Below are 13,322 nucleotides of genomic sequence, written 5' to 3' on the forward strand. Positions count from 1 at the left end.
GTACAGTTTCAAATGAATGCCGGCGGAACTAGGGGATGATAGGAGCCATGCCACGAAAACCAGTTGCCCGGGACGCGGTCCTGGATGCCTTTGAAGCCCTGCTGATCGAGGTGGGGGAGCGCGCCGCAACCCTCGACGCCGTCGCCAAGCGGGCGGGCGTCTCCAAGGGCGGCCTGCTGTACCACTTTCCGAACAAGGAAGCGCTGATCGGTTCGCTGCTCGAGCGCATGGACCGGCTGGCGCAGGATGACATTGAGGGCATGAAGTCAGCCCCCGAGGGTGCCGCCGCCTACTTCATCAAATCCTCGCTCTGGGCCGACACTCCGCTGGACCGGGTGTTTGTGGCCTCCACCCGCCTGGCCGAGGTGGCTCACGAGGAAACGCGCCGGCGCTTCGCCCGAATCCAGCAGCAGTGGCTCGATGTGCTCGCGGACGACGTCGGGCCCGAGCTTGCCAAGGCCGTGCGCTACATGGGCGACGGCCTCTACTTCAATGCCATGTTCGAGGGAACATCCGGCGGTGCGGCGCCCGGGCGGCAGGCCGACGTCGACTCCCTCCTGGCGACGCTGGACCGCCTCCGCGGCTGACTCGCGGGACCGCGCGCCGGGTGGCCCGCCTGTGTGAAGCGGTGCAAAAATTGCCATTTGCGGACAGGCCCCGTCCATAGGAGAATGGGTGCTTGTGGCCGTCGTCACCGGCAGCTGCAACCCGTGTTAGAACAACTAAATACGCCTTTGATCTGCGGCGGGAGAGTCCTGCAGGCAAGTGATGCGGGCGCCGTAGGAGCAAATCCTCCCCAGGAATCTCTCAGGCCCATGTACCGCCGCGGCAAGGCAACTCTGGAAAGCAGCAAGCTGTCCACGGGTGTCAATGACACCTGAACACGCTGTGCTCACCGACGGTGCAAGCAGACCTGTGTCTGCGGAAACTCTCAGGTCCAATACAGAGCGGGGAGGAACCCGAACCACTGCGGCGTACCCTGCGCCGCCTTAGTAATGGAGTTCCTTCGTGACGGTTAGTTCAGCCTCCACCACCTTCGTCGACCGGCATATTGGCGCCCGCCGCCAGGCCGACATCGACACCATGCTCAAGTCCGTCGGCTACGACAGCGTCGATTCGCTCGTAGACACCGCGGTCCCCAACGACATCCGCCAGGACGTTGCGCTGACCCTGCAGGACGCCCTCAGCGAGGTCGAGGTCCTGGCCGAGCTGCGCAAGCTCGCTGCCAAGAACAAGACCGCCGTGCAGATGATCGGCCAGGGCTACTACGACACCGTCACGCCGCCGGTCATCCGCCGCAACATCCTCGAATCCCCGGCCTGGTACACCGCCTACACCCCGTACCAGCCCGAAATCTCCCAGGGCCGCCTCGAGGCGCTGCTGAACTTCCAGACCATGGTCCAGGACCTGGTGGGCCTGCCCATCGCCAACGCCTCCCTGCTGGACGAAGCCACCGCCGTTGCCGAGGCCGTCCTCATGATGCGCCGCGCGAACAAGAACAAGGCAGCCCACGACGGCAAGACCGTCCTCGACGCCGATGTGCTGCCGCAGACCATTGCCATCGTCAAGGGCCGCGCCGAGGCGCTCGGCTTCGAGGTGGAGGTCGCTGACCTCTCCCAGGGCCTGCCCGACGGCGACATCAACGGCATCGTCCTGCAGCAGCCGGGCGTTTCCGGCCGCGTGTTCGACCACGCCGCCGTCATCGCCGCCGCCAAGGAGCGCGGCGCACTGGTCACCGTCGCCGCTGACCTGCTCTCCCTGACGCTGATCACGCCTCCGGGCGAGCAGGGCGCCGACATCGCCGTCGGCTCCACCCAGCGCCTGGGCGTGCCGCTGTTCTTCGGCGGCCCGCACGCTGCCTACATGGCCGTCCAGAAGGGCCTTGAGCGCTCCATGCCAGGCCGCCTGGTTGGCGTGTCCAAGGACGACGCCGGCACCCCCGCGTACCGTCTGGCCCTGCAGACCCGCGAGCAGCACATCCGCCGCGAAAAGGCCACGTCCAACATCTGCACCGCCCAGGCACTGCTGGCCATCGTCTCCTCGATGTACGCCGTTTACCACGGCCCCGAGGGCCTGAAGTCGATCGCCGAGACCGTCCACAACAACGCCCGCACCCTGGCCGCGTCCCTGAAGGCCGCCGGCCTGGAGGTCCTGCACGGCAGCTTCTTCGACACCGTCACTGTCCGTGTCCCGGGCAAGGCAGCGGACATCGTTGCCGCCGCCGAGGCCGAGGGCATCAACCTGCGCGGCATCGACGCCGACACGGTCGGCATCTCGGTTGACGAGACCACGACGCCGGAAACCGTCGCCGCCGTCGCCGGCGTCTTCGGCGCTGAGGTACGTGAGTCCGTGGAAGGTTTCGGGCTGGAAGCCGCGGTCGAGCGCACCTCCGACTACCTGCAGCACCCGGTCTTCAACACCCACCGCTCCGAGACCCAGCTGCTGCGCTACATCCGCAAGCTCTCGGACCGCGACCTGGCACTGGACCGCACCATGATCCCGCTGGGTTCGTGCACCATGAAGCTGAACGCCACGGCCGAGATGGAAGCCATCTCCTGGCCGGAGTTCGCCTCCATCCACCCCTTCGCACCGGACTCCCAGACCGCCGGCTGGCGTGAACTGATCGAGGGCCTGGAAGCGGACCTCGCCGAAATCACCGGCTACGACCAGGTCTCCATCCAGCCGAACGCCGGCTCCCAGGGCGAGCTCGCCGGCCTGCTGGCCATCCGCGGCTACCACCTGTCCCGCGGCGACGAGCAGCGCAACGTCTGCCTCATCCCGGCCTCGGCCCACGGCACCAACGCCGCGTCGGCCGTCCTCGCCGGCATGAAGGTTGTGGTGGTGGCCACCGCCGCTGACGGCACCATCGACCACGCGGACCTGACCGCCAAGATCGAGGCAAACAAGGACGTCCTGTCCTGCATCATGATCACCTACCCGTCCACGCACGGCGTGTACGACGCCGACGTCCGCGAAATCTGCGACTCGGTGCACGCCGCCGGAGGCCAGGTGTACGTTGACGGCGCCAACCTGAACGCGCTCGTGGGCCTGGCCCAGCCGGGCAAGTTCGGCGGCGACGTGTCCCACCTGAACCTGCACAAGACCTTCTGCATCCCGCACGGCGGCGGCGGCCCGGGCGTCGGCCCGGTGGCAGCCAAGGCCCACCTGGCACCGTTCATGCCGGGCGATGCCAACAAGGCAGCCCACGAGGCCGGCCACGGCGTGGCCATCTCGGCATCGCGCTTCGGCTCTGCCGGCGTGCTGCCCATCTCCTGGGCCTACGTAAAGCTCATGGGCGGCGCCGGCCTCACCGAGGCCACCAAGTCCGCGCTGCTGGCCGCGAACTACATCGCTGCCCGCCTGAACGAGTCCTTCCCGGTCCTGTACACCGGCGAAGGCGGACTCGTGGCCCACGAGTGCATCCTGGACCTGCGCGAACTGACGGCCAAGACCGGCGTCACCGCGGAAGACGTGGCCAAGCGCCTCATCGACTACGGCTTCCACGCCCCCACCCTGGCGTTCCCGGTTGCCGGCACGCTGATGGTGGAGCCCACCGAGTCCGAGGACCTCGTGGAGATCGACCGTTTCATCGACGCGATGATCACCATCCGCAAGGAAATCGACCAGGTCGCCAACGGCGACTTCACGGTCGAGAACAGCCCGCTGCGCAACGCGCCGCACACCGCGTCCGCCGTCGTGTCCTCCGACTGGAACCGCGAGTACCCGCGCGAGCAGGCCGTTTTCCCGGTCCACCACCTCAAGCAGGACAAGTACTTCCCGCCCGTAGGCCGCATCGACGGCGCAGCCGGCGACCGCAACCTGGTCTGCTCCTGCCCGCCGATCGAAGACTTCGAGAACTAAGGATTTCCGCGATGACTGAGAACTACACCGCGCTCTACGAAGAGCACAAGAAGCTCGGCGCCTCGTTCACCGATTTCGGTGGCTGGCAGATGCCCCTGAAGTACTCCTCCGAACTGGCCGAACACCACGCGGTCCGCACGTCCGCCGGCCTGTTCGACCTCTCCCACATGGGCGAAGTCTGGGTCACCGGTCCCGGCGCCGCCGCGTTCCTTGACTACGCCCTGGTCGGCAAGATCTCCGCGATGTCCGTGGGCAAGGCCAAGTACTCGCTGATCTGCCAGGAAGACGGCGGCATCATCGATGACCTCATCACCTACCGCCGTGGCGAAGAGAAGTTCCTCGTGGTCCCCAACGCCGGCAACGCCGTGGTGGTCGCCGCGGCACTGGCCGAGCGTGCCGCCGGCTTCGACGTGGTGGTGGAGGACGCCTCCGCAGCCACCTCGCTGATCGCCGTCCAGGGACCCAAGGCCGAGGAAATCCTCCTCCGCATGGTCCCGGCCGAACAGCACGCCCTGGTCACCGAGCTGAAGTACTACGCCGCCGTCGAGGTTCCCTTCACGTTCGGCGGCAGCACCGAAGAGCTGCTGCTCGCCCGCACCGGCTACACCGGTGAGGACGGCTTCGAGATCTTCGTGGCCAACGAGTCTGCCGCGGCCCTGTGGCAGGCCATCGACGCCGTAGCAGAGGAAGGCGAGCTCATCCCCGCCGGCCTGGCGTGCCGCGACTCGCTGCGCCTGGAAGCCGGCATGCCGCTCTACGGCAACGAGCTCTCCCTCGAAGGCAACCCCTTCGCCGCAGGCCTGGGCCCGGTCGTCTCACTCGCCAAGGAATCCGACTTCGTGGGCCGCGCCGCCCTGGAAGCACTCAAGGCAGACGGCGCCGGCTCCACGAGCGGCCGCAAGCTGGTCGGCCTCAAGGGCCTGGGCCGCCGCGCCGGCCGCGGCCACTACCCGGTCCTGAAGGACGGCGTCGTGGTGGGCGAGGTCACCTCCGGCCAGCCGAGCCCCACCTTGGGCTACCCTGTGGCACTGGCCTATGTCGACGTCGAGCATGCCGAACTGGGCACCGCCCTGGACATCGACCTGCGTGGCAAGGCGGAACCCTTCGAGGTCATCGCCCTGCCGTTCTACAAGCGCCAGAAGTAACCAGACTTCACAACGACCACCACAACTTAAGGAACAAACATGGCTAAAGTAGCTCCCGAACTGCAGTACTCCGACGAGCACGAGTGGGTGGCCCGCGAGGTCGGCAACCTGGTGTCCATCGGCATTTCCGCTGTGGCCACCGACGCCCTGGGCGACATCGTCTACGTTGACCTGCCCGAGGTCGGCTCCGCCGTCACCGCCGGCGAGACCTGCGGCGAAGTCGAGTCCACCAAGTCCGTCTCGGACCTGTACTCCCCGGTCACCGGCGAGGTCACGGAAATCAACGACGCCGTCGTCGCTGACCCGGCCCTGATCAACAACGACCCCTACGGTGCCGGCTGGCTCTTCAAGGTCGCCGCCGATTCCGACGGCCCGCTGCTGTCCGCCGAAGAATACGCTTCCAAGAACGGCGGCGAGCTGTGACGGCCGCGGCTGCCGCAACCGCTTTTGAGCAGGTTGCTTCGCCGAGCCTGGACGCCCTGCTGTCCGATCTGGACCCGGAAATCGCGGCGAAGATCGACGACGAACTGACCCGCCAGCGTTCGGGCCTGGAAATGATCGCCTCGGAGAACCACACCGCCGTTGCCGTCATGCAGGCCCAGGGCTCGGTCCTGACCAACAAGTACGCCGAGGGTTACCCGGGCAAGCGCTACTACGGTGGCTGCGAACACGTGGACGTCGTGGAGCAGCTGGCCATCGACCGCGTCAAGGCACTGTTCGGTGCCGAGTACGCAAACGTGCAGCCGCACTCCGGCGCCCAGGCCAACGCCTCGGTGATGCACGCGCTGATCAAGCCGGGCGACACCATCATGGGCCTGAACCTGGCCCACGGCGGACACCTGACGCACGGCATGCGGATCAACTTCTCCGGCAAGCTCTACAACGTGGTCCCGTACGGCGTCCGCGAGGACAGCCACACGGTGGACATGGCCGAGGTGGAGCGCCTGGCGCTGGAGCACAAGCCCGCGCTGATCGTTGCCGGCTGGTCCGCTTACGCCCGCCAGCTGGACTTCGCCGAGTTCCGCCGCATCGCGGACCTCGTCGGCGCGTACCTGATGGTGGACATGGCGCACTTCGCCGGACTGGTGGCAGCAGGCCTGCACCCGAGCCCGGTGCAGCACGCCCACGTCACCACCTCCACCACGCACAAGACCCTCGCCGGTCCGCGCGGCGGCATCATCCTCTCCAACGACGCCGACGTGGCCAAGAAGATCAACTCTGCGGTCTTCCCGGGCCAGCAGGGCGGTCCGCTGGAGCACGTGATCGCGGGCAAGGCCGTGGCCTTCAAGATCGCCGGCTCGCCGGAGTTCAAGGAGCGCCAGGGGCGTGTCCTCGCCGGTGCCAGCATCCTCGCCGAGCGCCTGGTCCAGGACGACGTCACGGCCAAGGGGATCTCCGTGATCTCCGGCGGCACCGACGTGCACCTGGTCCTGGTTGACCTGCGCAACTGCGAGCTGGACGGCCAGCAGGCCGAGGACCGCCTGGCCGCGATTGACATCACCGTCAACCGCAATGCCGTGCCGTTCGACCCTCGCCCGCCGATGGTCACCTCCGGCCTCCGGATCGGCACCCCGGCCCTGGCTACGCGCGGTTTCGGCGAAGCAGCGTTCCGTGAAGTCGCGGACATCATCGCCGAGGCCCTGATCGCCGACGCCGACGCCGACCTCTCGGGCCTGCGTCACCGCGTTGAGGCACTCGCCGCCGCGCACCCGCTCTACCCGGGTGTTGCGAACCTCGCCTAGGCGAGGATCGTTAACAAGGTAGCCACGGGACGGGCGTCCGCCACAAGCGGATGCCCGTCCCCGGCAACGGCCCACATGGCCGCTGCCATCCGGCAGGACCATCTGCCGGACCACAGCAAGCAGTATGTTAGGAATCCGACAATGGCTGTTGGTGTCTTCGATCTTTTCTCCGTGGGGATCGGCCCTTCGAGTTCCCACACTGTGGGGCCCATGCGCGCCGCCGCGGTTTTCGCGGGCGAACTCAAGGACTCCGGCGCGCTGGAGCGCGTGGCCTCGCTGCGCGTTGACCTGTATGGATCGTTGGCCGCCACAGGCCGGGGCCACGGGACCATGACCGCCGTGCTGCTGGGCCTGGAGGGATACCACCCCGAGGTCATCCTCCCCGATGAGGTTGAGGAACGCCTGGCATCGATCGCGGAGACCGGCACCCTGAACCTGGCCGGCGCCGCGGATCCGGCCTCCGGCGTGCCCCTGCCGTACGGCGAGGGCGACATGGTCCTGCACCCGCTCACCGTGCTCCCGCGCCACACCAACGGCATGAAGTTCAGCGTGTCCGACGCCGACGGCGCCGTGCTGCACGAGGCCACGTTCTTCTCCGTAGGCGGCGGCTTCATCGTCCGCGAGGGCGAGGAAGACGCAGCCCAGAAAGAACTGGACGAGTCCAAGAAGGAACTCCCGCTGCCGTTCCGCACCGCCGCGGAACTGATGGGACGCTGCTCCTCCAAGGGCATGGGCATCTCGGACATCATGTTCATCAACGAACGCGCCTCCCGGAGCGAAGAGGAAATCCGGGCGGGCCTGCTGCACATCTGGTCCGTCATGGAAGGCTGCGTCGCGATCAGCCTCAAGCGCGAAGGCGTGCTGCCCGGCGGACTCAGGGTCCGCCGTCGGGCCCCCGACTGGCACGAGCGGCTCCTGAAGGAAGACAAGGACCGCGACCCCAAGTACTGGCAGGAATGGGTGAACCTGATCGCCCTGGCCGTCAACGAGGAAAACGCCTCGGGCGGGCGCGTGGTCACGGCCCCCACCAACGGCGCCGCGGGCATCATCCCCGCCGTGCTCTACTACGCCCTCAACTTTGCCCCCGGCATGGACAAGGCCACCCAGCAGGACCGCGACGACGTCGTGGTGAAGTTCCTGCTGGCCGCCGGCGCCGTCGGGGTGCTCTACAAAGAGCAGGCCTCCATCTCCGGTGCCGAGGTGGGCTGCCAGGGCGAGGTGGGCTCCGCGTCCTCCATGGCCGCGGCCGGCCTGGCCGAGGTCATGGGCGGCTCGCCGGGGCAGGTGGAGAATGCGGCCGAGATCGCGATGGAGCACAACCTGGGCCTGACCTGCGACCCCATCGGCGGGCTGGTGCAGATCCCCTGCATCGAACGCAACGCGATCGCCGCGGCCAAGGCCATCAACGCGGCCAAGATGGCACTCTGGGGCGACGGCACGCACCGGGTTTCCCTGGACGAGGTCATTGTGACCATGCGCGAAACCGGCAAGGACATGTCCTCCAAGTACAAGGAAACCGCCATGGGCGGCCTCGCCGTCAACGTGGTGGAGTGCTGAGGGCGCAAGCCTAGGGTCTGTCCCAGCGGTTCAGGGCCTGCCGCTGCTGTCTGTTCAGTGTCGGTCCGTGGTGCCATCATGTACCCATGAGCGGGGGATATGACAGCGACTTTCTGCGGGCCGGCCTTGAGCTGCCCAGTCCGTCGGAGACGACGGTTCTTCTTGACTACATTCATTTCTCGGTGCGGTTCCGCCCCGACCGCAAGCTGGCGGCGATCGTGGGCGTCAACATCAACGGCAGCGAACTGGACGCCCTGGCCCGGGAGGGCACCTGGCATTTTGATTCCAGGATCCCCAAGGAGCAGCAGGCCGGGCCCGAGGTCTACAAGAACAATGCCTTCGACCGCGGACACCTGGTCCGCCGCCTGGATCCCGTGTGGGGCGACGCCGCGACGGCCAAGAAAGCCAACCAGGACACCTTTGCCTTCACCAACGCGGCTCCACAGATCGATGATTTCAACCAGGGCAAGCAGCTCTGGGTGGGACTCGAGGACCATGTGCTGGGCCATGCCGACACCTTCGACGCCAGGCTGAGCGTCTTCACCGGGCCGGTCTTCCGCGACGATGATCCGCCCTACCGCGGCGTGCACGTGCCGCGGAAGTTCTGGAAGATCGCCGCGTGGACCAACGACGCCGTGCTCGGCGCCGTGGGCTTCGTGGTGGACCAGACCCCGCTCATGGACAAGGTGGAGCTGGAAGAGGCCACCAGGGAGCGGCTCCTCACGGACGAACCCCCGCCCCTGGGACCGTTCCGCACCTTCCAGGTGCCCATCGAGGACATCGCCGGGTTGACCGGCCTGCCGCTCGACACGCTCGCGGACGCCGACCGACTTGCCCGCGGGCAGCGGGCCCTCGGGGAGAAGCCGAAGGCCATCCGGCTGGAGACGGCGGAGCAGATCAGGCTGTAGGGCCTTCCCGGGGCCGATAGACTTGTGGCTGCATGCCTGCGCCGCGCCACGGTGCCTGCAGCCACAAGTACGCAACTGATTGGACACGGCCCTTGCGAGAATTCACCGCACGCTTCGCCACCGCCGAGGAAATCGAAAACTGGGACAAGCACGTCACGGCCAACCCCAACGGGGGCAACATGCTCCAGTCGGCCGCCTACGCCACCGTGAAGGACGGCAACGGCTGGAAGGTCCGCTGGCTGGTCCTGGAGAACGGCCAGTACGCCAGCTACAACCTGATCCTGGAAAAGAAGTTCCCCGTGCTTGGCCGGCTCTGGTACCTGATCAAGGGTCCCGACGCAGCCTCCCCGGACGACATCCGGCCCATGCTCTCGGCCTGCGCCGAGCTGGCCCGCAGCCAGAAGATGAACGTGTTCACCATCAAGATCGAACCGGACATCGTTGATTCCGCAGAAGCCGCCGCGCAGCTCTCGGCGGCCGGGCTGGTCAAGGCCCCCAACATCCAGTCCAACGACTCCACGGCCCTGCTGGACATCGCCGCTCCGGAGAACGAGGTCCTCCGGAGCATTTCCTCGCGGGCCCGCAACGCCGTCCGCCGCGCCGAGCGCGAGGGCTGCGAGGTACGGCAGGAGGAAGCCGGCGTCGGGAGCTACCGCAAGCTCTACGCCCTGATGGAGAACACCGTCAACGCCAAGGGCGCCATGCCGCTGCGCAGCTTCGACTACTACTCCAGCTTCTGGGACGGCTTCTGCAGCCGCGGCCAGGGCCACTTCTTCTTCGTCTACGAGGACGGCAAGCCCAGCGTGGGCGCCTTCGTCATCAACTACGGCTCCAAGGCCACGTACAAGGACGGCGGCTCCACCCAGGACCGCAAGCAGTACGGCGACTCCCACCTGGTGCAGTGGGCGGCCATCCGCAGGATGCAGGAACTGGGCTGCGTCGCATACGACTTCTGCGGCACGCCCACCGCCGCCCGGATCAAGGACAAGACCCACCCGCTGTACGGCATGGGCCTGTTCAAGACCAGCTTCACCAAGACCGTCACGGACTTTGTGGGCTGCTACGACCTCGTCCTGGGCCCGGTGCGGCACCGCCTGTGGCTCAACGGGGGCGAGCGCATCTTCCGCCGGCTCGAGACCATGCGGACCGGCGGCCAGTTCTACTGACCCCGGCCGCAACCAGGCTGCCATCAAGCACCGGCCCGTGCCTGCCACGAACGGCACACTTTCATCAACGTGAGGTAACTTCTTTTGAATCCGATTGAGGCTGGAACCGCCATGGAATTCGCACTTCTCAGCGACGCTGAATTCGAGACCTTCGCCAAGGGCCACCCCCAAAACACCTTCATTCAGTCGATGGACCTCACGCGCTTCCAGCGTGCCCGGGGCCAGGTTGTGGAACTGTTCGGCGTCCGCCGCGGCGGCATCCTGATTGCCGCCGGGAAGCTCGTGTACACGGCCAACCGCTTCGGCTACAAGATCTGCGACTGCGCCAAGGGCCCGCTCATGGACTACAGCGACGCCGAGGCGCTCGGCTTCGTCGTCGGGCAGTTGAAGAAGCACGCCGCCTCCCGGAAGGCCGCTGAACTGCGGATTTCGCCCAATCTGCGGTACCTCGCCCGCGACGAGGACGGCGCCGAGCACCCGGAGGTGGAGGACAACCGCTGGCTGGTGGCCGCGCTGGCCGGCCAGGGCTTCGCCCACCAGGGCTCGGACATGAACTTCGCCAACATCAACTGGATGTTCGTGAAGACGCTCGACGGCGTGGCGGATTCCGAAGAGCTCATCATGGGCATGAACTACCGCACCCGCAAGGCCATCCGGAAGGCCGAGAAGAACGGCGTGTACCTGGAACAGGCCACGCTGGAGACCTTGGACGAGTTCTACGGTGCCCTGAGCACCGCCGGCGACGAGAAGGGCTTCACCTACCGCGAGCGCGCGTACTACGAGCAGCTGCTCAAGAGCACCTCCGATGAGTTCACCAAGCTCATGATGGCCAAGATCAACATCCCGGAATACCGGCGCTCCATCACGGAACGCCTCGACGCCGAGTCCCTGGTCCTGGCCGATCTGCGCCGCGAGGTGGAGGAGACGGGCAGCAAGAAGAAGGCCAACCGCATCAAGGTGGTCCAGGACCTCGTTGACAGCTACGAGCGCAGCCTCAAGGACATCGAGCGCTTCCCGGACTCCGTCGGCGTGGCCACCGTGGCAGCCATCCACTTTGCCTGCTTCGGCGATGAGCTGGTCTGCGTGATCGGCGGCACCGTGCAGGACTACATCTACTTCAACGGCGCCACGTCCCTGTACTGGGGCATGATGCTGCACGCCCTGCACAACGGCTATTCCCGGTACAACTTCTACGGCACCTTCGGCATCCAAGGCCAGGACGAGGAAGGGCACGGCGGCTACGCCTTCAAGAAGGGCTTTGGCGGCGAGGTGGTGCAGTTGCTGGGCGATTTCGTGGCCCCGGTGAATCCGCCGGTCTTCCACGCAAACCGCCTCGCGAGGAAAGCGATCGGCGTTGCACAGGATCTGCTGGGAAGATTGCGGGGAAAGCGGTAATCCGTCCACCAAGGGAGGAAGAACAGAGTGACTGAAGGACCCCAGGGCGCCGGTTCCCGGCCCCACACGGACGGTCTTCCCAAGACGCAGCCGCTCAGGCCTTCCCAAGTCCGCCAGAATGTCAACGCCAAGCGCATGCTCCGCCGGCTAGTGCAGGGGGAGAACCCGCCCACCGCGCCCATGAGCATCGTGGACCGCCTGGCGGGCAGCCCCTACGCCAACCCCACCATCCAGGTGGGCGGCGTTGACGCGTCGGCGCGCAAGACGATCGACTTTGCCCTGCACCTGGCCGAGTCCATGTTCCGGTACGGTGCGGGTGCCCTCGAGGTTGAGACCAGTATGATCGCCGTGACGGCGGCGCTGGGGCTGAAGAACATCGAGGTGGACATCACCAACCAGTCCTTCGCCATCAACTACGCTCCCAAGGACCAGACGCCCATCTCGCTTCTGCGGGTGGTCCGGTCCTGGACCAACAACTACGCCGGGCTGGCCCAGGTGCACCAGCTGGTCACGGACATCGTGGCCGGGGGAGTGGGCCGTTCCGAGGCGGTGCGGCGGCTGGATGAGATCATCCGCAGCACCAAGCCGTTCCCGCGCTGGATGGTCACCATGGCCTTCGGCGTGTTCGCCGCCGTGTTCGTGGGTGTGCTGGGCGGCGGCCCCGGCGCCTCGGGCCTGGCCTTCGTGGCCAATCTGCTGGTCAACCTGGTGGCCCGCCAGCTGGGCAAATGGCGCACGCCGGACTTCTTCGCCACCATGGCGTGTTCGTTCCTGGTCACCTTCATCGCCCTGGCACTGAAGTGGGCGGGGGCGGACATCGCGCCGTCCATCGTGGTGGCGGGCGGCATCCTGCTGCTGCTGCCCACGGGCCGCCTCGTCTCGTCCGTGCAGGACGCCATCAATGGCTTCCCTGTCACCGCGGCCGGCCGCTTCCTCTCGACCCTCCTGACCTTCGGCGCGATCGTCGCCGGCATCGCCGTCGCGGTGGTCTGCGGGGAGCTGATCGGCAGCGAGGTCCTGGACGTCACCCAAACATTCCCCGAGGCGTATCCATTGTGGGGCCAGGCGATCCTGATCGCCGTTGCGGTGGTGGCCATCGGCGTCACCGAACAGACGCAGACCAGGCTTTTGCTTCCGACCGCGGCGGTGGGCTTGGTGGGATTCTTCGCCCTGTGGGGGGCCACCTTCCTCGGCCTGGGCGACCGCTTGTCGCCCGCCATCGCGGCGGTCATCATCGGTTTGCTGGCCCGGGTGGTCGCCCTGAAGCTCGGCGCGCCCCAGCTGGTGGTGGCCGTGCCGGCAGCCTTGATCCTGCTGCCGGGACTCAAGATATTCCGTTCCATGTATGTCTTGACCGTGGAGGAAGCGGACATCCTGCTTGGCGCCGGCGGCATGCTGAACGCGGCCGCGATTGTCATGGGCGTGGCCGCCGGCATTGTGCTGGGCGACAATCTGGCCCGGCCGTTCACCAAGAGCCTGTCCAGCAACGAGCGACGCAGGGTCAGGCGCCGCTGACGGCGGCACCCGGTCGGCGGCCGGGGTCAGGCG

10 protein-coding genes and 1 riboswitch are annotated in these 13,322 nt (G+C 67.0%); all 10 genes read left to right on the top strand.

The features are described from left to right. Window positions 1-47 precede the first annotated feature (47 nt). The 10 genes from NVV90_RS04195 (at window position 48) to NVV90_RS04240 (ending at window position 13,289) form a co-directional block, all read left to right on the top strand. Window positions 48-587 carry a TetR/AcrR family transcriptional regulator gene (locus NVV90_RS04195; RefSeq protein WP_258439940.1) on the top strand — a complete coding sequence of 180 codons (540 nt, stop codon included), beginning with the start codon at window positions 48-50 and terminating at the stop codon, window positions 585-587. A 148-nt stretch (window positions 588-735) separates the two neighbouring features. Next, window positions 736-833: riboswitch (glycine riboswitch) on the top strand. 175 nt (window positions 834-1,008) lie between these two features. After that, entirely contained in the window at window positions 1,009-3,861 is a 2,853-nt protein-coding gene (gene gcvP, locus NVV90_RS04200) for an aminomethyl-transferring glycine dehydrogenase (RefSeq protein WP_258439941.1), read from the top strand. A gap of 11 nt (window positions 3,862-3,872) precedes the next feature. Continuing rightward, entirely contained in the window at window positions 3,873-5,006 is a 1,134-nt protein-coding gene (gene gcvT, locus NVV90_RS04205) for a glycine cleavage system aminomethyltransferase GcvT (protein ID WP_258439942.1), read from the top strand. A gap of 39 nt (window positions 5,007-5,045) precedes the next feature. Further along, window positions 5,046-5,429, top strand: a complete 384-nt coding sequence (gene gcvH, locus NVV90_RS04210; RefSeq protein WP_258439943.1) for a glycine cleavage system protein GcvH — start codon at window positions 5,046-5,048, stop codon at window positions 5,427-5,429. Next, the gene (gene glyA, locus NVV90_RS04215) at window positions 5,426-6,748 is read left to right on the top strand and encodes a serine hydroxymethyltransferase (RefSeq protein WP_309304093.1); all 1,323 of its coding nucleotides are present in this window, start codon (window positions 5,426-5,428) and stop codon (window positions 6,746-6,748) included. The genes gcvH and glyA overlap by 4 nt, the downstream gene beginning before the upstream one ends. Window positions 6,749-6,889: 141 nt before the next feature. Next, the gene (locus tag NVV90_RS04220; protein WP_258439944.1) at window positions 6,890-8,305 is read left to right on the top strand and encodes an L-serine ammonia-lyase; all 1,416 of its coding nucleotides are present in this window, start codon (window positions 6,890-6,892) and stop codon (window positions 8,303-8,305) included. Between the two features lie 86 nt (window positions 8,306-8,391). Beyond that, window positions 8,392-9,213: a DNA/RNA non-specific endonuclease gene (locus NVV90_RS04225; RefSeq protein WP_258439945.1), complete on the top strand. Its 822-nt coding sequence runs from the start codon at window positions 8,392-8,394 to the stop codon at window positions 9,211-9,213. Between the two features lie 32 nt (window positions 9,214-9,245). Continuing rightward, a complete protein-coding gene (locus NVV90_RS04230; protein ID WP_258439946.1) occupies window positions 9,246-10,379 on the top strand; it encodes a peptidoglycan bridge formation glycyltransferase FemA/FemB family protein in 1,134 nt (377 codons plus the stop codon). 111 nt (window positions 10,380-10,490) lie between these two features. Then, window positions 10,491-11,774 carry an aminoacyltransferase gene (locus tag NVV90_RS04235; protein ID WP_258439947.1) on the top strand — a complete coding sequence of 428 codons (1,284 nt, stop codon included), beginning with the start codon at window positions 10,491-10,493 and terminating at the stop codon, window positions 11,772-11,774. A gap of 27 nt (window positions 11,775-11,801) precedes the next feature. Next, window positions 11,802-13,289, top strand: a complete 1,488-nt coding sequence (locus NVV90_RS04240) for a threonine/serine exporter ThrE family protein (protein ID WP_258439948.1) — start codon at window positions 11,802-11,804, stop codon at window positions 13,287-13,289. The last annotated feature ends 33 nt before the right edge of the window (window positions 13,290-13,322 follow it).

Origin of the sequence: Arthrobacter sp. CJ23 (assembly GCF_024741795.1) — a bacterium.
Taxonomy (GTDB): Bacteria; Actinomycetota; Actinomycetes; order Actinomycetales; family Micrococcaceae; genus Arthrobacter.

What these genes read in the sequence shown, in the direction of transcription:
- NVV90_RS04195 (WP_258439940.1), top strand. Translation starts at nt 48, where the DNA reads ATGCCACGAAAACCAGTTGCCCGGGACGCGGTCCTGGATGCCTTTGAA.
- gcvT (WP_258439942.1), top strand. Translation starts at nt 3,873, where the DNA reads ATGACTGAGAACTACACCGCGCTCTACGAAGAGCACAAGAAGCTCGGC.
- gcvH (WP_258439943.1), top strand. Translation starts at nt 5,046, where the DNA reads ATGGCTAAAGTAGCTCCCGAACTGCAGTACTCCGACGAGCACGAGTGG.
- NVV90_RS04220 (WP_258439944.1), top strand. Translation starts at nt 6,890, where the DNA reads ATGGCTGTTGGTGTCTTCGATCTTTTCTCCGTGGGGATCGGCCCTTCG.
- NVV90_RS04225 (WP_258439945.1), top strand. Translation starts at nt 8,392, where the DNA reads ATGAGCGGGGGATATGACAGCGACTTTCTGCGGGCCGGCCTTGAGCTG.
- NVV90_RS04230 (WP_258439946.1), top strand. Translation starts at nt 9,246, where the DNA reads ATGCCTGCGCCGCGCCACGGTGCCTGCAGCCACAAGTACGCAACTGAT.
- NVV90_RS04235 (WP_258439947.1), top strand. Translation starts at nt 10,491, where the DNA reads ATGGAATTCGCACTTCTCAGCGACGCTGAATTCGAGACCTTCGCCAAG.